Origin of the sequence: Streptomyces olivaceus (assembly GCF_000721235.1) — a bacterium.
Lineage (GTDB): Bacteria > Actinomycetota > Actinomycetes > Streptomycetales > Streptomycetaceae > Streptomyces > Streptomyces olivaceus.
In genome coordinates, this window is record NZ_JOFH01000038.1 from 41,472 (window position 1) to 58,492 (window position 17,021).

13 protein-coding genes and 5 pseudogenes are annotated in these 17,021 nt (G+C 69.3%); 12 read left to right on the forward strand and 6 right to left on the reverse strand.

Annotated elements, in window-relative coordinates:
* Positions 1-98: 98 nt before the first annotated feature.
* Positions 99-447 (forward strand): annotated as a pseudogene (locus IG94_RS43765) (CocE/NonD family hydrolase); the annotation flags it as partial.
* A gap of 95 nt (positions 448-542) precedes the next feature.
* Here IG94_RS43765 and IG94_RS44425 read toward each other — a convergent pair.
* Positions 543-997, reverse strand: a pseudogene (locus IG94_RS44425) (transposase family protein); the annotation flags it as partial.
* Between the two features lie 865 nt (positions 998-1,862).
* Here IG94_RS44425 and IG94_RS0132155 point away from each other — a divergent pair.
* The 3 genes and pseudogenes from IG94_RS0132155 to IG94_RS43770 form a co-directional block, all read left to right on the forward strand.
* On the forward strand, positions 1,863-3,428 hold the full coding sequence (locus tag IG94_RS0132155; RefSeq protein ID WP_031045441.1) for an MFS transporter: 1,566 nt from the start codon (positions 1,863-1,865) through the stop codon (positions 3,426-3,428).
* Between the two features lie 54 nt (positions 3,429-3,482).
* Positions 3,483-3,980: an FBP domain-containing protein gene (locus IG94_RS0132160; RefSeq protein WP_031045443.1), complete on the forward strand. Its 498-nt coding sequence runs from the start codon at positions 3,483-3,485 to the stop codon at positions 3,978-3,980.
* A 96-nt stretch (positions 3,981-4,076) separates the two neighbouring features.
* Positions 4,077-4,224, forward strand: a pseudogene (locus tag IG94_RS43770) (IS982 family transposase); the annotation flags it as partial.
* Between the two features lie 83 nt (positions 4,225-4,307).
* Here the strand turns inward: IG94_RS43770 and IG94_RS0132165 are convergent.
* Positions 4,308-5,432, reverse strand: a complete 1,125-nt coding sequence (locus IG94_RS0132165) for a sensor histidine kinase (protein WP_211269705.1) — start codon at positions 5,430-5,432, stop codon at positions 4,308-4,310.
* Positions 5,433-5,498: 66 nt separating this feature from the next.
* Positions 5,499-6,155, reverse strand: coding sequence for a response regulator transcription factor (locus tag IG94_RS0132170; RefSeq protein WP_031045446.1), 657 nt, complete (start codon positions 6,153-6,155; stop codon positions 5,499-5,501).
* Between the two features lie 130 nt (positions 6,156-6,285).
* On the opposite strand from IG94_RS0132170, the gene IG94_RS0132175 reads away from it, so the two are divergent.
* The 6 genes and pseudogenes from IG94_RS0132175 to IG94_RS43775 all read left to right on the forward strand — a co-directional run.
* The gene (locus IG94_RS0132175) at positions 6,286-6,798 is read left to right on the forward strand and encodes a hypothetical protein (protein WP_052410963.1); all 513 of its coding nucleotides are present in this window, start codon (positions 6,286-6,288) and stop codon (positions 6,796-6,798) included.
* A 14-nt stretch (positions 6,799-6,812) separates the two neighbouring features.
* Positions 6,813-8,030, forward strand: coding sequence for an efflux RND transporter periplasmic adaptor subunit (locus IG94_RS0132180; protein WP_124275113.1), 1,218 nt, complete (start codon positions 6,813-6,815; stop codon positions 8,028-8,030).
* Positions 8,027-8,740 carry an ABC transporter ATP-binding protein gene (locus IG94_RS0132185; RefSeq protein WP_052410965.1) on the forward strand — a complete coding sequence of 238 codons (714 nt, stop codon included), beginning with the start codon at positions 8,027-8,029 and terminating at the stop codon, positions 8,738-8,740. The genes IG94_RS0132180 and IG94_RS0132185 overlap by 4 nt, the downstream gene beginning before the upstream one ends.
* Before the next feature lie 11 nt (positions 8,741-8,751).
* A complete protein-coding gene (locus tag IG94_RS0132190) occupies positions 8,752-9,924 on the forward strand; it encodes an ABC transporter permease (protein ID WP_031045464.1) in 1,173 nt (390 codons plus the stop codon).
* A 132-nt stretch (positions 9,925-10,056) separates the two neighbouring features.
* Positions 10,057-10,404, forward strand: coding sequence for a helix-turn-helix domain-containing protein (locus IG94_RS44430; RefSeq protein ID WP_157852371.1), 348 nt, complete (start codon positions 10,057-10,059; stop codon positions 10,402-10,404).
* Positions 10,405-10,429: 25 nt separating this feature from the next.
* A pseudogene (locus IG94_RS43775) lies at positions 10,430-10,754 on the forward strand (NADP-dependent oxidoreductase); the annotation flags it as partial.
* On the opposite strand, the gene IG94_RS0132200 reads toward IG94_RS43775, so the two are convergent.
* From IG94_RS0132200 to IG94_RS0132210, 3 genes are all read right to left on the reverse strand, one after another.
* Positions 10,693-12,357 (reverse strand): MDR family MFS transporter, encoded by a 1,665-nt coding sequence (locus IG94_RS0132200; RefSeq protein WP_078892512.1) that lies wholly within the window; start codon positions 12,355-12,357, stop codon positions 10,693-10,695. The pseudogene IG94_RS43775 and the gene IG94_RS0132200 sit on opposite strands and share 62 nt — an antisense overlap.
* Before the next feature lie 282 nt (positions 12,358-12,639).
* Positions 12,640-13,293 (reverse strand): TetR/AcrR family transcriptional regulator, encoded by a 654-nt coding sequence (locus IG94_RS0132205; RefSeq protein WP_043485180.1) that lies wholly within the window; start codon positions 13,291-13,293, stop codon positions 12,640-12,642.
* 224 nt (positions 13,294-13,517) lie between these two features.
* On the reverse strand, positions 13,518-14,195 hold the full coding sequence (locus IG94_RS0132210; protein WP_031045472.1) for a DUF3159 domain-containing protein: 678 nt from the start codon (positions 14,193-14,195) through the stop codon (positions 13,518-13,520).
* 661 nt (positions 14,196-14,856) lie between these two features.
* Between IG94_RS0132210 and IG94_RS44435 the strand changes: the two are divergent.
* Positions 14,857-15,626, forward strand: a pseudogene (locus IG94_RS44435) (IS701 family transposase); the annotation flags it as partial.
* Positions 15,627-15,803: 177 nt separating this feature from the next.
* Complete coding sequence (locus IG94_RS0132220) at positions 15,804-16,655, forward strand: acyl-CoA thioesterase (RefSeq protein ID WP_031045473.1); 852 nt, start codon at positions 15,804-15,806, stop codon at positions 16,653-16,655.
* The last annotated feature ends 366 nt before the right edge of the window (positions 16,656-17,021 follow it).

Below are 17,021 nucleotides of genomic sequence, written 5' to 3' on the forward strand. Positions count from 1 at the left end.
GCCCGGTCCGTCTCCTGCCGTTCGGGCCGCAGGCTCTGGGTGGGGCCCGTTCGCCCGCTGGCCAGCACGGTCGCAACCGCGTCGGGCGCGGGGTCCCCGACATCCTGCTTCCGGTAGAGCTGCCCAACGGCAAGAAAGCGTCGGTCAGCCTGTCGACGAGCTCGCACTCTCGTACTGGGGTACTCCGGGGAGCTCGGGCCCGAAGGCTGGGAGCGCACCGGTCCGTCCAAGCGCTTCCAGAACTTCATGAGGGGCACCGACCTGTTCGACAAGGGCAGGGCTACGCCGTCGTGATGGTTCATACGCGCGAGTTCGGCCGTTCCACCGGCTGTCCCGACTTCGGCGAACCCGGCGAGCAGGCCGATGTGAAGGCCGCGATCAACTGGAGCGCGAAGCAGTCGTGGTCCCACAGGCGCAGTGGACATGAACGGCAAGTCGTTCGACGCGTACAAACATCTTCGTACCTCCGGCAGGCGCTGGATGGCGACAAGCGCGGCCGGGCCAGGCCGACCAGGAGAAGCGGCACACGGAGTGCCCGGCGCTCAACTCGTGGAACTGGACGAATAAGTCCGATGCATTGAGTGATCGAATGCGACGAGCGACCGCGTGCTCGGGGCGCCGGTCTTGTGGTTGCGCCAGATAGCGGCGGGCATGGCGAGGATGCGCCGGGCGACACGGACGGCGACACCCTCGAAGGTCCGTCCGCCGTGCTGTTCCAGGTCCAACTGCCCCTTGAGGGTGTCGTTCACGGACTCGATCAGCTGCCGCACCGCCTTGAGCAGGCCCTCGCCCTTGCGCTTCTTCTCCCCTTGAACGAGGGCCGCGGCAGTTCGGCCCCACGCATGACCAGGTCGTTCTCGAACTCCTTGGAGGCGAAGCCCTCGTCCGCGATGATCAGCGGTCCAGGCCAGTCGGCGATCAGGTCTTCATCGACGTCGAGCATGGCCTGGAGCACTTCGCGTTCGTCGAGTTTCGGGTTCGCCGGCGCCCACAGGATCGCTCCCGAGCCCACGGAAGCTGACGTCGAGGTCGTCGACGTCCTGTCTGACGACGTCGACCCAGAGGAACGCCGCGCTCTGGTCGAGCGAGAGCAGCAGGACTACTCGGCACCTGGGTCGTGCCGGACATCAAGCCCCGCGGCGGCCAGGCCGCATACGTGTCGGGGTTGCACCAGAAGCTGTCAGACATCCTCAACGGCTTCCCGCCCGTACTCCCGGCTCGGGGCTGGCACCACCTCTTCCCCCAGAGACTTCCACCCTCAAGCAATCACCCATGCTTGGCGCGTGTGCGCGCGGGCGGTCGGTAATTCCGGTCGGCGCGGTGGCATCGATGGGATAAGCTGTTCGGGATTTCGCGCGGCAGGTTCTCTGCCGCCCCGCTCGACGCGCTCGGCGTCGACACGCACCGCGTGCCCTACCCGGAAGGAGGCGAGAGACATGGACCGTGCTGAATGCGTTGCGGCCATAGTTGCCTCCGGCCGTGTGCCCTCCCTCCTCTGCGGCGCGCGGTAACTCTTCCCCCTTCTTTCTTCTCGTCTTCGGCATCTTCCTGAGATGCCGCGTCACGAGACGTCCTGGCCTGCCCGGTTCGTCGCCGCGCGGCCTGCGGGGGCGCGTGCCCGAAGACGGGCCCTTCTTTTGCTGGTCACCGTGATCTCGGCGCTCTCCGTCTCACGACCAGCAAGAGCGCCGGCGTGAGTGACACGCAGCTGGTGAGGCAGGCCCCGGGTGCTGTCCGCGGTTCCCGCTGCCCCATCGCCATGCCGTGTCCCCGTGCTGCGTACACCGGCCCGTCGTCACCACTGCGACCGTCCCTGGCCGGCTGTCTCGACAGCACTTCGACACGAAATGTGCGCAATCGCCATGAGCAAGAAACATCCCGGAGGGGAATCCCTCCCTTCCACCCCTTCCACGGCCACCGACCGTTCCCCGGACCGCGAGGTTCCCGCCGCGACTCCCGCACCGAATCCGGCACCGGCACCGGCACCGGATCCGAAGCGCTGGTGGGCGCTGGCCGTCATCGCCCTCGCCCAGCTGATGGTGATCCTTGACGGCACCATCGTGAACATCGCGCTGCCCTCCGCCCAGCACGCTCTCGGCATGTCGGACGCCGACCGGCAGTGGGTGATCACCGCCTACACGCTGGCCTTCGGCGGGCTGCTGCTGCTCGGCGGCCGGATCGCCGATCTGGTGGGCCGCAAGCGCACCTTCGTCATCGGCCTGGCCGGGTTCGCCGCGGCCTCCGCGCTGGGCGGCGCGGCGGCCGGTCCCGGGATGCTGTTCGCGGCGCGGGCCCTGCAAGGTGCGTTCGCGGCGGTCCTGGCGCCCTCGGCCCTGTCGCTGCTGACGACGACGTTCACCGACCCCAAGGAGCGGGCCAGGGCGTTCGGGGTCTACGGTGCGCTGGCCGGCGGCGGCAGCGCGGTCGGGCTGATCGTGGGCGGTCTGCTGACCGAGTACCTGAACTGGCGCTGGTCCCTGTACGTCAACGTGCCCATCGCGCTGGCCGCCCTGCTCGGCGCACCGGCCTTCCTGCGCGACCGCTCCGGCCGCCGGGGCGGGCACCTGGACGTGCCGGGCGCGCTCCTGGGCTGCGGCGGGCTCGTCGCCCTCGTGTACGGCTTCAGCGAGGCCGAACCTCGCGGCTGGACCAGCCCGTCGGTGCTCACGCTGCTCGTGGCCGGCGTGATCTTGCTCGTCGCCTTCGTGTGGTGGCAGAGCCGCGCGGCGAGCCCGCTGCTGCCGCTGCGCATCGTCAAGGACCGTGTCCGGGCCGGATCGCTCGCGACGATGGGCTTGGCCACGATCGGCATGTTCGGCGTCTTCCTGTTCCTGACGTACTACCTGCAGGTCGTCCTCGGCTACCCGCCGGTGCGGACGGGCCTGGCCTTCGTGCCGATTTCGGCCGGCATCGTCATCGGCGCGACCCAGATCGCGGCCCGCCTGCTGCCACGCACGGCGCCGCGCACCTTGATGTCGTCCGGCATGGTGCTGGCCGCCACCGGCATGGTGCTGCTCAGCAGCCTGACCGTGCATGCGCAGTACGTCCCGCACGTGCTGCCCGCCCTGCTGCTGCTCGGTCTGGGCATGGGCCTGACCTTCATGCCGGTCTACGCGACGGCCACCGCCGGCGTGCCCGCGCAGGACGCCGGTGTGGCCTCGGCTGTCCTCAACACCGTTCAGCAGATGGGCGCTTCGCTGGGCACCGTACTGCTCAACACCATCGCCACCGGCGCCACCAGCCGTTACGTCCACTCGCACGTGCACGATCCGGGCCACAGCGGCGCGACCCTCAACGAAGGCATGGTGCACGGCTTCTCCGTCGCCTACTGGTGCTCGGCGGGCGTCCTGCTGCTCGCCGCCCTGGTCGCGGGCGTCACCGTACGGCCCAAGACACCGAAGCACGCCGGAAACGACGCACCGGCCTAGCCAGCCGGAGCCGTGTCCCGCCACCGTCCACCTCACACCCTCGAAGGACCCTCCATGAAACCCCTGACCGAGCACGACATCCGTACCTCGTTCGTCAACTGCTCGAAGGGCGCGGCCAAACGCCTCCCCCTGCCCAAGAACCTGGCGGACCTCGACCACTGGGACGACCTGGACTTCCTGGGCTGGTTCGATCTGTCCGCGCCCGATCGCAGCTATCTCGTCGTCGAACGCGCCGACGAACTCGTCGGCCTGTCCCTGCGCGGCGCCTCCGGCAGCCGCGGCTTCCTGCGCCGCAGCATGTGCTCGCTGTGCCTGACCACGCATCCCGGCAGCGGCGTCTCCCTCATGACCGCCCCCAAGGCAGGCCCGGCCGGCCGCGCAGGCAACTCGGTGGGCCTCTACATCTGCGCCGACCTGGACTGCTCGTTGTACGTACGGGGCAGGAAGAAGGCGGCACCGGGCGGGCGCATGGAGGAGTCCCTCACTGTCGAGCTGCAGATCGAGCGCCTGCGCGGCAACCTCGACGCGTTCGTGGAGCGGGTCTTCCACTGAGACCGACGGGGGCTCGACGGCCATCGTCGCCGAGCCCCCGTCCGCTCCTTGAACCGCCGCCTCCTCGCGGCTCCTCCGGTCTTACGCGCCGGACGCACGCCGCCCGGGATGCCGATCCTGTGGGCGTTGGCGAACCCGAAACTCGACGAACGCGAAGTGCTCCAGGGCCACGCTCGACGTCGATGAAGACTTGGTCGCCGACCGGCCCGGACCGCTGATCATCGCGGACAAGGGCTTCGCCTCCAACTCCGGTGCAGCGCAAAGCACTTGAGCTCGTCGGGGGTGCGCCCGAGGCACCGGAGGAAGAGCCCTTCACGCAGGGGCCTCTCACCCTGGGAGGGTGGCGGTGACCATGAGCCCGCCGCGTTCCCGGGGGGCCGCGGTCACATCGCCGTCGTGGGAGCGCGCGATGGCTCGAACGATCGCCAGGCCGAGGCCCGAGCCCCGCTCGGAGTCGGTGCGGTCCGCTCCCAGGCGGCGGAAGGGCTGGAACAGCGCCTCGATGTCCTGGCAGGCGACCACGGGACCGGTGTTCTCGACCGTGAGGGTTGCAGCGCCGTGCGGGGTGGTGCGGGTGGTGAGGCGGACCCAGCCGTTCGGTTCGTTGTAGCGGATGGCGTTCTCAAGCAGGTTGTGGATGATGCGCTCCAGCATCACGGCGTTGCCCGAGGTGGTGGCGGGCCTGGTGTCGAGCCGGAGGCCGATACCTGCTTCGGCTGCCTGTGACTGGTGCAACTCGGCGGTATGACGGGCGAGTTCGGTGAGGTCGACGGGTGTCCGGTTGGCGACCTCTGTCTCGCCCTTGGCCAGCGCGAAGAGGCCGTTGATCAGTCTTTCGTTGCGTTCGTTGACGGCGAGCAGTGAGGTGCCGAGGCGTTTGGTGTCTTCGGTTGCGGTCTTGCGGCGCAGGGCCACCTCGACGAGGGTCCGGTTGATGGCGAGGGGCGTGCGCAGTTCGTGGGAGGCGTCCGCGATGAAACGCTGCTGGTCCTGGAAGGACTTCTCCAGGCGCCCCATCATCGAGTCGAAGGTGTCGGCGAGCTCAGTGACCTCGTCGCGGGGGCCGGTGAAGGCCAGCCGCTCACTGAGGTCGCCGCGGGAGGTGATGCGGCGCGCGGTCTGAGAGATGCGGTTGAGGGGACGCAGCACGCGGCCGGCCATCAGGTAGCCGAACAGCGTGGCGACGACGGTGAGCACGCCCAGGGCCAGAGCGCCTTGGCGGAGCAGGGACTGCAGGGTCGCGGCCCGGTAGCGGTCCTGCAGTTCGCGTAGCTCGGGACTGCCGGCCAGTCCGGCGGCGGGCTCCGACGGGAGGGTGTGGGCGGACGCTTCGGGTACCGGGGCGATCCCGCCCTCCTTGGTGATCTGCAGGGCCACGCCGTCGAACCGGTCGGTCAGTCCCGCGTCGAGCAGCAGATAGGTCACGCCGAGCAGGATCACGCCGCAGGCCATGAACAGGGCGCCGTACAGGAGCGTGAGCCGGACGCGGATGGGGAGACGCGGCAGCCGCGAGGTGAGTCATGGGATCTGGTACCCCGAGCCCGGGACGGTCTGGATGACCTGCGGCAGCCCGAGTTTCTTGCGCAGTTTCATCACGGTCACGCGGACGACGTTGGTGAACGGATCGATGTGCTCGTCCCAGGCCCGCTCCAGGAGTTCCTCGGCCGAGACGACCGCGCCGTCCGCCCGCAGCAGTTCCAGCAGGACGGCGAATTCCTTGCGTGCGAGGGATACGTAGTGGCCGTCGCGGTAGACCTCGCGGCGGGCCGTCTCCACCCGCAGGCCGGCCCGTTCGTAGGTGGGCGGGCCCGCGGGCTGGGCGCGGCGGGCCAGGGCGTGGACGCGGGCGACGAGCTCCTCGAAGGCGAAGGGTTTGGTGAGGTAGTCGTCGGCTCCGATGGCGAGGCCCTCGATGCGGGAGGGCACATCGGAGGCGGCGGTGACCATGAGGATGCGGGTGCGGTCGCCGGATTCGACGACGGCCCGGCACACCTCGTCGCCGTGTACGACGGGCAGATCGCGGTCCAGGAGGAGCACGTCGTAGTCGTTCACGGCAAGGCGTTCCAGAGCGGAATCCCCGTCGTGCACGACGTCGACGGCGAACGCCTCCTCACGCAGCCCCTCGGCGACGGCGTCGGCCAGCATCCGCTCGTCCTCGGCGATCAGCACTCTCATGATCCCCAGAGTGCCAGAGGCCGGGATAACCAGGACGTAACCGCCCGCGGTTACGGAGGGGATACCGGGCCCCGCCTCTACTGGTCCCCGACGCCGGGAGAGACCCGGCACAGAAGGGACTGCCGAGCGCATGCGTACCGTTTCACGCACCAACTGGGGGCTGCTGGCTGCCATACCGCTGCTGAGCCTGAGCCTGGCCGCCTGCGGGGGCGGCACCGGCGGGAACGACGACGTCGCGTCGGCCGGCGGCGACAAGAAGGGGGGCGGGCAGCAGCTCACGCCCGCGGAGAAGACCAAGAAGTACAACGCCTGCCTGGCCGAGCGGGGCGTGGCGCCGGGGAGCGGGAAGGCCGGCGAGGACGCGCCCACGCAGACCGCGTCGCCGGAGGAGGTGCAGGCCGCGCTCGCGGCGTGCAAGGAGTTCGCGCCCACCGCGCAGGACATGCAGCAGGCACCGAAACCTGACGCGAAGCAGCTTGAGCAGGCGCGCGAATACGTCAAGTGCCTGCGGGCCAACGGCTATGACGCCCCGGATCCCGACCCGGAGACAGGCGGCATGCCGCTCGACCAGGACGCGAACATGGACAAGCTGCAGGCGGCCGCCGAGAAGTGCAAGGACGTCAACCCCGCGGCCCAGCGGTGACAGGCGAGACCGACATGACGCACACACCCGAATCCACCGGCGACGAGACGACCCGGATGCACCGGTTTCCCTCTCAACCGGACCCGGTAAAGGATCCGTCAGGGGCCTCGGCGGGCAGGTCACCAGACGGCCCGCGGTACGCCCCACCGCGTCGCCGCCGTGCCCGTACCACCGCCGCGCTGATCGCCCTCGCGGTCGTCCTCAGCGGGGCCGGCGTGGCGGCGTACGGCTTCGGCGGCGGCAACGGCAAGAAGTCCGAAAAGGGCAGCGGTCTGCCGCCGGCGACCGCACTGGTGACCCGCTCCGACCTCGCTCAGCAGGACACCGTCACCGGCAGCCTCGGCTACGGCGACAAGCAGCCCCTGACCAGCGGCGCGTCGGGCACCGTGATCTGGCTGCCGAAGCTCGGTGCCACCATCAAGCAGGGCCAGAACGCGCTCAAGGCCGACGGTCGGCCCATCCCCCTCATCTACGGCGACACACCTCTCTACCGCGAACTGCGCGCCGGCACGAAAGGCCCCGACGTCGCCGAGGTGGAACGGGTCCTGGCCGCCCTCGGTTACACCGGCTTCACCGCCGACGAGGAGTACTCCGACCAGACCGCGGCGGCCGTCAAGCGCTGGCAGAAGCACCTCGGAGTGCCACAGACGGGCACGGTCAAGCCCGCGGACCTGGTCGTTGCCGACGGTGAGATACGCGTCACCGGCCAGGAGGTGAAGAAGGGCCAGATACTCCAGCCCGGCTCCCCCGTGCTGACGTACACCGGCACCAGCCGGCTTGTCGCCATCGACCTCGACGCGAAGAAGCAGAAACTCGTCCGCCGTGGCGACAAGGTCACCGTCGTCCTGCCCGACGGTGCACACGCGGCCGGGACCATCACCTCCGTCGGCAAGGTCGCCAGCACCGAAGGCGGGGACGGCGCTCCGGGAGAGGGCGACGGCAAGACCGTCATCAAGGTCACGGTCCAGATCGACAAGAAGGACAGGGGAAAGCTCGGCAGCTACGACGGCGCGCCCGTCGATGTGGAGATCACCTCCGCGGAGAAGAAGAACGTGCTGACCGTGCCCATCTCCGCGCTCCTCGCGCTGTCGGAGGGCGGATACGGCGTCCAGGTCGTCAAGGACTCCGTCAGCAGCACGGTCGCGGTGGTGACCGGCATGTTCGCGAACGGCCGGGTCGAGATCACCGGCGCCGGCTTGAAGGCGGGCGACAAGGTCGGGGTGCCGCGATGAACCACAACGTCGTACGCCTCGACCACATCACCCGCTCGTACGCCGGCGGCGTCACCGCCCTCGACGGCGTCTCGCTCGACATCCGCCGCGGCGAGCTGGTCGCCATCGTCGGGCCCTCCGGGTCGGGCAAGTCGACCCTGCTCAACATGATCGGCAGCCTGGACCGGCCCAGCAGCGGCACCGTCACCGTCGACGGCCACGACATCGCCGGCCTGGGCGACCGGGAGCTGTCCGCGCTGCGCGCGCTCAGCATCGGCTTCATCTTCCAGCACTTCCACCTCACCGCGGGCGTACGGGCCCTCGACAACGTCGCCGAGGGCCTGCTGTACGCGGGCATCCCGCTCGCGGAACGCCGCCGCGCGGCCCGCAACGCCCTGGAGCGAGTCGGCCTGGGCCACCGGGTGTACCACCGGCCGCACGAGCTGTCCGGCGGGGAGAAGCAGCGCGTCGCGATCGCCCGCGCCCTGGTCGGCGGGCCGAGCCTGCTCCTCGCGGACGAGCCGACCGGCGCCCTGGACTCCCACTCCGGCACCACCGTGATGAACCTGCTGCGCGCCCTGAACGCCGACGGCACCACCGTCGTGATCATCACCCATGACCGGGAGATCGCGGCCTCGCTGCCCCGCCAGGTCCACGTTCGCGACGGGCGCATCGTGTACGACTCCGCCCAGAACGCCCAGGGCGACGTTCAGGCGGTGTCCGCGTGCTGAAGGTCTCCCGCATGAGCACCCGCGACGTCGTACGCGTCGGCGCCTCTGGGCTGCGCGCCCGCCCGCTGCGGGTCTTCCTCTCCGCGCTTGGCATCGCCATCGGCATCGCGGCGATGATCGGCGTGGTGGGCATCTCCACCTCCAGCCACGCCGAACTGCAGCGCACTCTCGACCGCCTGGGCACCAACCTCCTCACCGCGTCCCCCGGCCGAACCTTCACCGGCGGCGAGGCCAAACTCCCCGAGCGTTCCATCGACATGGCGGGCCGGATCGCCCCGGTCGAGTCCGCAACCGGCACCGGCAAGGTGACGGCGTACGTCTATCGCAACGACCACATCCCGGCCGCCGAGACCGGCAGCATCAACGTCAAGGCCGCCCGCCTCGACCTCCTGGACACCGTCGGCGGCGCTCTCTCCCGCGGCAACTGGCTCAACGCCGCCACCGCCAAATACCCGGCCGTCGTACTCGGCAGCGGCGCCGCCGACCGCCTGGGTATCGGGGAAGTCGGCCCGGACACCCGGGTCTGGCTCGGCGGTCAGTGGTTCAGTGTGGTCGGCATCCTCGACGAGGCGCTCCTGGCACCCGAGCTGAACGACAGCGCGCTCGTCGGCTGGGACGCCGCCAAGCGGTACCTGGACTTCGACGGACACCCCACGACAATCTACGTCCGCACCACAGACAGCGCGGTCACGTCCGTACGCGACGTCCTCGCCGCCACCGTCAACCCCGAGGCTCCCACCGAAGTGACCATCAGCCGCCCCTCGGACGCCCTCGCCGCCAAGGGCGCCACCGACAAAGCCTTCACGGGCCTGATGCTCGGCCTCGGCGGCGTTGCGCTCCTTGTCGGCGGGGTCGGCGTGGCCAACACCATGGTCATCTCCGTCCTGGAACGCCGCGCCGAGATCGGCCTGCGCCGGGCCCTCGGCGCACGGCGAGGCGACATCCGCACCCAATTCCTCGCGGAATCCCAGCTGTTGGCAGGACTCGGCGGGATCGCCGGAGTCGTCATCGGGGTGGGCGTCACCACCGCGTACGCCGTCGCGCAGGGCTGGCCGGCAGTCGTCCCGGCCTGGGCGATGGCGGGCGGCCTGCTCGCCACCCTCGCCATCGGGGCCCTGGCCGGCCTGTACCCCGCCGTACGGGCGTCCCGGCTGCCCCCGACGGAGGCGCTGTCCGGGGCCTGATCCCAGGCGGGCACGTCCAAGGTCTGGATGCCCGATCGCGTCGTGCCCGTCCCACTCCGGGGCTTCGATGATCCTGCTCGATACGAACGGAGGCCCGTGTGCCGCAGCACGAGCTGCGGCGCGCGGTGGGTCATGACTGTGCACGCGAACGCGCCCCTCCCCCCGGAAGGGCGGCTCCGGTTGTTCCTACGCGTCGACGCTGGACGCCCCATCGCGCACATCGCGTCGGAAGCCGGGATCTCGCGTCGCTGCCTGGCGAAATGCTATGCCCGATGGCGGACACACGGCGAGGGCGGCCTGCTCGCCCCCTCCTCCCGACCGCCTGCCAGCCCTACGCGCACCAGCGAGGGCATCGCCGACCTGGTGGAAGCGCTGCGGCGGCAGACCAAGTACGGGCCTGCCCGGCTCGCCGCAGAACTTGAGCGGCTGCACGCCGTCACCGTGGCGCCGGCTACCGCATCCTCGTGCGTCGCGGCCTAAACCGACTGCGCGACCTGGACCTGCGGGGCGCACCCTCCTCGTCGAGGTCGTCGAGGTCGTCGAGGTCGTCGAGGGAGGCGTGGGGAGCGCGGCAGTCAAGATCGCTGTAGCACAAGGTGCCACCGTGATCGGGACAGCCAATGAACGCAACCACTCCCCACCTCTCTCGGCGCCGTTCCCACCACCTACGGCCCCGGTCTAGCACAGCGCCTCACCGCTCTCGCTCCGCACTGCGTCGACCTGACACTCGACACTGCGGCTCCGGCTCGCTGGTCGACCTCGTCGCGCTCACGGGCGACCCGACGCGCGTCGCGACGGTCGCCGGCCAAGCAGGCGGGTGGTGCCTGGGCACCCTCCACTGCCTCTGGTCGATGGCTCGGCGAGGTCGGCACGGGGGGTGTCGGTGGAGGTCGGGAGGGCGCGGCCGCCGGCGGCGAGGGCGCTCTCCTCGGCGAGTCGCTCCGTGCTGGTGGTCGTCTTGAGCGGCTTCTCCTCGATGAACAGGACGGCGATCAGCGCCAGCAGGGCGAACGGGGTGGCCCAGAAGAAGAGTTCTGCGGTGGCGATGCCGTAGGCGTTCTCCACGAGCGCGCGCAAGGGCGCGGGCAGGGTCATCACGTTGGGGACACCGTGCCCGGCTCCGCCTCCCGGCGTGTCACCTCCCGCCGTGCGGCCGTCGGCAAGTTCGGTGGCGACGCGGTGGGCGAGGACCGCCCCCAGGACGCTGGTGCCCACGGTCCCGCCCATGCTGCGCGAGAAGGACAGGACGGAGGTCGCGCTGCCCAGAGTGTCGGCGGGCACGTCGTTCTGCGCGGCGAGGACCAGGTTCTGCGTCAGCATGCCGACGCCGGTCCCCAGGACGGCCATGTAGACGCTCAGCAGAACGAAGGGCGTGTGGGATCCGATGGTGGCCAGCAGGGCGAGGCCGGCGGTCATGAGGACGGTGCCTGCCACAAGGTACCGCTTCCACCTGCCGGTCGCGCTGATCCGGTGTCCGGCGAACGTGGAGGCGGCGAGCGATCCCAGGACCAGCGGCAGACTCATCAGACCGGCGGTCGTGGGCGACTTGCCCATGGCCACCTGGAAGAACTGCGAGAGGAAGACGGTGCCGCCGAAGAGGCCGACACCGACCAGCAGGGAGGCCAGGCTGGTCAGCGCCACGGTGCGGTTACGGAAGATGCTCAGCGGGATGATCGGCTCGGCGGCCCGGGACTCGACCCGGACGGCCGCCGCCAGCAGCAGCGTTCCGCCACCGCCCAGGGCGGCCGTCTGCCAGGAGAACCAGTCGAACGTGCTGCCCGCCATCGAGACCCAGATGAGCAGGGCGCTGACACCGGCGACGATCAGGAGGGCACCGAGCCAGTCGATCTTCACCTCGCGGCGGACGTGCGGAAGGTGCAGTGTGCGCTGCAGCAGCGCGATGGCAAGGAGTGCGAAGGGCACACCGATGAAGAAGCACCACCGCCAGCCGAGCCAGGAGGTGTCCACCAGGAGGCCGCCGATCAGCGGGCCGGCCACGGTGGCGCCGGAGAAGACGGCGCCGAAGACGCCGGAGTACCTGCCCAGCTTCCGCGGGGGGATGACGGCCGCCATCACGACCTGCGTCAGTGCCGTGAGTCCGCCGGCCCCCACACCCTGCACCACCCGGCTGAAGATCAGCATGCCGACACCTTGGGAGAACCCGGCCACGAGCGAGCCGACCACGAATAGGCCCAGCGACATCTGGAGGAGCAGCTTTTTGCTGTAGAGGTCGGACAGCTTGCCCCACAACGGAACGGTGGCCGTCATGGCCAGCAGCTCCGCGATGATCACCCAGGTGTATGAGGATTGGCTCGCCCCCAGCTCAGCGGTAATCCTGGGCAGCGCGTTGGCCACCACGGTTCCGGCGAGGATGGCGACGAACAAACCGGCCACCAGCCCGGAAACCGCCTGAAGCACCTGCCGGGGCGGCATCGTCACCGCTTCCGGCTTCGTCGCAGGGGAATAGTCGGTAGTCACTGAGTCTTCCAATCAAGGACAGCAGGTGGCGTACACACTGGGTACCGAGCGCCACCTGACGGGAATGCTTCGAGGGATCGGGAACGGGCGGTATCCGATCCGGCGCCGGTGGATCGACCTGCCACCCGGCCTGTGTCACACACGGCGAACAGCGCGGGCAGCCCGCTCAGGCGCATGCCGAACGGGACACTCAATGCCGGTGTTTGTGCGACCTGACGGGGTCGTCGCGTACGGATCTCAGGTCGTAGCCGCGTCCCCCACGGCGCCTCCCGTGGCACCGCGGATCGCCTGGGCCAGGAGCTGGTGCGCATGTGCGAACCGGCGCACGTCGGCACCGCCGAGCAGGGCATCGCCGATCTCCTCGTTGACGACTCGTAGGGCGCCCGAGGCGGCCGCCGCGTGCACCTGCACCCTGATGTCGTCGGCCGGCAGGTCAAGTCGGTCGGCGATGCTCCCGGCCAGCTCACGTTCTACCTGGTCACAGGCCATCAGCCAGACCGTGCGGAGCGCGGGCTCCCTGCTGCTGAGCGCGATCATCTTCATCGCGAGCGCGTCGTCGGCGCGCTCCGCCCTGTCGGCGTCGCGGCCATGCCTGCTCATCTCATCGGCGAGATGGTCATCGAGGGAGAGTTCGGGTTTCCAGCGGCGCAGGGCGGCCATCTCCCACGCGACGCCATGCAAGATGATCGGTTCGGCGCAGCTCTCCTTGCTCCGGAAGTGCCGCCAGATGGTACGCGTCGACAGGCCCACTGCTTCGCCGATCTGGTCGCCGCTGGTCGCGGCAACGCCCTGCTCCCAGAAGAGACGCGACGCCTCCCGAGAGATCTCCAACCGGATCCGGCAGCCCCGCTGCTCGCTCATCCCAGGTCCGACGCGATTGCTCACCTGCATGGGGTCACCTCGTCATTCGGCCGTGGGACAAAGACGTCGTTCAGCTGCGGCTATGCCGGCGAAGGGCCTGGAAGTGCCCGGCCGTGTGCTCGCAGCGGCGGTGCGGAGGTCGGCAACCCCACAAGAGACGACGCCCAAATCGGCCGTGGTCGCTCCGCGGTGCGGACGCGTGTGCCGGACGGGCCGTGGGGCCCGTCCGGCACGGACGGGGAGCGGGGAGTCGGTTAGCTGCGCTTGGCGGGCAGCAGCCCTACGGCCTTCAGTCGCTTGTCGGAAGCCCGGGCGGCCCAGGCGACGACCAGGAAGCCGACGGCGAGGAGCGGGTAGCCCATGGCGATCTTGGCGAAGCCAAGGGAGCCGACCTCGTCGGCCTGGTAGAGGTACTGCTGGACGGCGAACCGGGCGCCGAAGATGGCGGCCAGCACCAGGGTGGCGATGTCGTAGTAGAACCGCGAACGCTTGTCCGCCCGCCAGACGGTGCCCTTGCCGGTCGTCGAGTTCCAGATCAGGCCGGCCAGGGGCCACCGCAGCACCACGGAAAGGACGAAGGCGACGGCGCCGACCAGGCTCAGCCAGATGCCGATGAGGAAGAAGTCCTTGGCGGATCCCGTGTACCAGGAGATGCCGGCGGCGATCGCCACGCCGAACATGCCGCCGAGCGCGGGCTGGATCGACTCCTTGCGCATCAGCCGCTGCACCGCGATGCCCAAGGCGACGAGCAGGGCAGCGAGGACGCCCACCTTGAGTCCCCTGGCGTTGTTGGCGACGACGAACACCACAGCGGGCAGCGCCGAGTAGATGACCCCCTTGGTGCCGCCCGCCTGTTCGAGCGCCGACTTCTTCGTCCGTTGGTCTGCCGCCTGCATGTCGAGCGCCGCCTCCTGGGGACTGGTGGTCTGCATGGTGATCAGCTCTTCCGGGTTCGTCTTGGGGGCAAACTCTGCGTCACTAAGTGACACCTTGACATCAAGTGGCGAACGAAGCCACCTCGCGCGACGTGACCTGAGTCACGCCTCGGCGAAACCCCCGCTCAGCCAGTCGCCCGTCATCACGCGGCGATCAGGGTCCGTACGACGGTGCGGCGATCACGGCGTTGAGGCTGATCGGACCCTCGGGAGGTGTCCCGCATCGCGCGATGGTGAACGGATCGAACAGCGCGATGCCGCCGAACCAAACCTCAGGTTGACCGGCTCCGGCGCGGCGCGCCGACCAGCTCGCGGTCGGATGCGTGGCGTTCGAGCCGTGGCTGATGGGCCTGCCACGGTGCAGCCACAATCCGCCGCTCGCCGTCCGAAGCCTTCCTGGCAGGGCGTGGGTGCACGGGGCGATCAGCTCGGTGATCTCTGTGTGGGAGAGCCGGATTTCGACGTGCTTTTCACACGTGGGCAGACCAGGCGATGTCGGCGTCGTCTGAATCAGGGAGGAGTGGTCCGATGGCTCGAACCCCCGATGCCGCTCCGCTCACGCGAGCCCTCGACGGCGTCGAAGCTGACCCGCGCACCCTCTCCGGGCGAGACCGGCCCCGTCGCGGCTCACGATCATTACCGCGAGCCGGTGTCCTACCAGATCGGGGTCTTCGTCGAGTATGCCTCCTCAGGAGAAAGGGCTCTGGTGGACCGGAAGCTTTACCTGCCCAGGTCCTGGACTGCGGAGGCGGACCGGTACCGGGCGGCGAAAGTCCCTGACAGTCGTGGCTTCGCGACCAAGGGAGGGGGCCCGCGCGATGATCCTGCGGGCTCTTGCTTCGCCACTCCCTGTCGCCCGGGCGACGGGCGACTGCCCCTACGGACAGGAATGGCCCATGCGCCGCACCCTGGAGGAAGCCGGTGTCGGCTAGGTCCTGGCCGTGTTGAAGTCCCAGCAACTGCACGCTCCCTTCGGCCGTATCGGCCAGGCCATCGCCGGCGCTCCCGACGAGGCATGGGAACGACGTTCCTGCGGCGACCCGCCAAAAGGCCCGCGTTCCTACGACTGGGCAGCAGCCCGTCTGCCGGTGATCGATGTCTTTGACGGTGACCGTCCCACCGAACAGCACCCTTACCCCCGAACTGGTCAGGATCGCCGGGGTGCGCTGGGCGCTCGAGGAAGCCTTCCAGGCAGCGAAGGACGAATACGGCCTCGACGAGTACGAAATCCGCCGCTACCCGGGCTGGTACCGGCACATCACCCTGGCCATGCTCGCCCGCACGTTCCTGGCCGCTGTCGCAGCCCCGACCACTGAAAGGGGAGCCGCAGAAACGACCCCATCAGCACCATTCACTTCACCCCGGCAGAAGTCCGCCGACTCCTGGACGCTCTGCTGCCCCGCCTCGGACCCGTTACACACGCCCTGAACTGGCCCCTCTGGCGCAGACGACACCAAGCCGCAGCCCGCCGCTGCCACTACCGAAAAGGCAAGATCGTCGGTGCTGCGCACAGTCGCGGTGCGGCTTGGAGCAACTGGACCTGGTCGTGTGGTATGTCCTGTCCGACCTGGCAGCGAAGTTGACGCTGCTCTAAGGTGATCATGCATGAACACTCCTGACAGTCAGAGGCTCGGTATCCAGATCGATGTCCGGGTGCGACAGGCCGATCTTGGTCGGAACGGCTCGGCAAGCACAATCGGCATGGCGCGCTGGCTGGAAGACGCCCGGATCCGGCTGCGGCTGCACCGCTTCGAACGCCTCATTGGTAAGGGTGGTTTCGGGCCGTACCAGATCTTGCTCGTCGGCCAACGGGTCAACCGGCTTGCTCCGGCCGGCCCGACCGGTACCCACCTGCAAGTACACACCGGCGTTCGCCGGATCGGGCACTCCTCATTCACCTTCGAACAGGCGATCATGGTCGACGGCAAGCAAGTGGGCAGTGGCGACGCCACCGTCGTGCTGGCCGACAACTCGGGGCCGCTCCAGCTTCCGGACGAGCTGATCGCCGATCTCGACGAGATGCAGCTACCGGAGACAGCTACGTCGGCAGCTGCCCGTCCACGCCCTGAACGCCTGCAACGTGCCCACTACTCGCATTGGGCCACGCTGCGTTCCCGGATCGGTGACGTCGACTCCAACCAGCACGTCAACTTCATCGCATTGACCACTTGGTACGACGAGGCCGTCGCCACCTTCACCTCGCACTCGATTGGGACAAGTGGTGCGAGCTCGGTGCCAGATCTGCCCCCTTCGTCATACCAGATCCAGTATCTCGGTGAGGTGACCTACCCGGGCGACTATGAGATCGGGCTAACGGTCCGCTCCGTCGACGCCGACTCCGTGCACTACGAACTCGGTATCTTCCACGACAGCACCTGCCTGAGCGTGGCCGACGCCGTCGGCCCACGTGGCGAACTGACCTCCGAAGCCCTGACGGCGGCCCCGACGGCGGACTGACCGCAGTCCTCTCGGGGGACAGGCCCAGGTTCATCCCGGCATTGCGGCGCCACTGGGCCCGATCCGCGCCTGCGGAGGAATGCTCCGCGATTCCGGGACTCGATCCAGCCGACTCCTGGACGCTCTGCTGCCCCGCCCCACACCCCGCCTCGGACCCGTTACACACGCCCTGAACTGGTCCCTCTGGCGCAGACGACACCAAGCCGCAGCCCGCCGCTGCCACTACCGAAGAAGAACCAGCTCAGGCAACGATTTCTGACTGGAGTACTAGTAGTGCTTGGTCATGTCGGTGTGAGGTCTGGGATGTCGCGGTGACAGGTGGGGCAGGCGCCGGTCCAGATCGCGAGGAGTGTCTGCAGTTCGCGG

Coding starts and splice junctions, on each gene's coding strand:
- IG94_RS0132155 (WP_031045441.1), top strand. CDS start 1,863: ATGAGCAAGAAACATCCCGGAGGGGAATCCCTCCCTTCCACCCCTTCC.
- IG94_RS0132160 (WP_031045443.1), top strand. CDS start 3,483: ATGAAACCCCTGACCGAGCACGACATCCGTACCTCGTTCGTCAACTGC.
- IG94_RS0132165 (WP_211269705.1), bottom strand. CDS start 5,432: ATGGCCTGCGGCGTGATCCTGCTCGGCGTGACCTATCTGCTGCTCGAC.
- IG94_RS0132170 (WP_031045446.1), bottom strand. CDS start 6,155: ATGAGAGTGCTGATCGCCGAGGACGAGCGGATGCTGGCCGACGCCGTC.
- IG94_RS0132175 (WP_052410963.1), top strand. CDS start 6,286: ATGCGTACCGTTTCACGCACCAACTGGGGGCTGCTGGCTGCCATACCG.
- IG94_RS0132180 (WP_124275113.1), top strand. CDS start 6,813: ATGACGCACACACCCGAATCCACCGGCGACGAGACGACCCGGATGCAC.
- IG94_RS0132185 (WP_052410965.1), top strand. CDS start 8,027: ATGAACCACAACGTCGTACGCCTCGACCACATCACCCGCTCGTACGCC.
- IG94_RS0132190 (WP_031045464.1), top strand. CDS start 8,752: ATGAGCACCCGCGACGTCGTACGCGTCGGCGCCTCTGGGCTGCGCGCC.
- IG94_RS44430 (WP_157852371.1), top strand. CDS start 10,057: ATGACTGTGCACGCGAACGCGCCCCTCCCCCCGGAAGGGCGGCTCCGG.
- IG94_RS0132200 (WP_078892512.1), bottom strand. CDS start 12,357: ATGCCGCCCCGGCAGGTGCTTCAGGCGGTTTCCGGGCTGGTGGCCGGT.
- IG94_RS0132205 (WP_043485180.1), bottom strand. CDS start 13,293: ATGCAGGTGAGCAATCGCGTCGGACCTGGGATGAGCGAGCAGCGGGGC.
- IG94_RS0132210 (WP_031045472.1), bottom strand. CDS start 14,195: ATGCAGACCACCAGTCCCCAGGAGGCGGCGCTCGACATGCAGGCGGCA.
- IG94_RS0132220 (WP_031045473.1), top strand. CDS start 15,804: ATGAACACTCCTGACAGTCAGAGGCTCGGTATCCAGATCGATGTCCGG.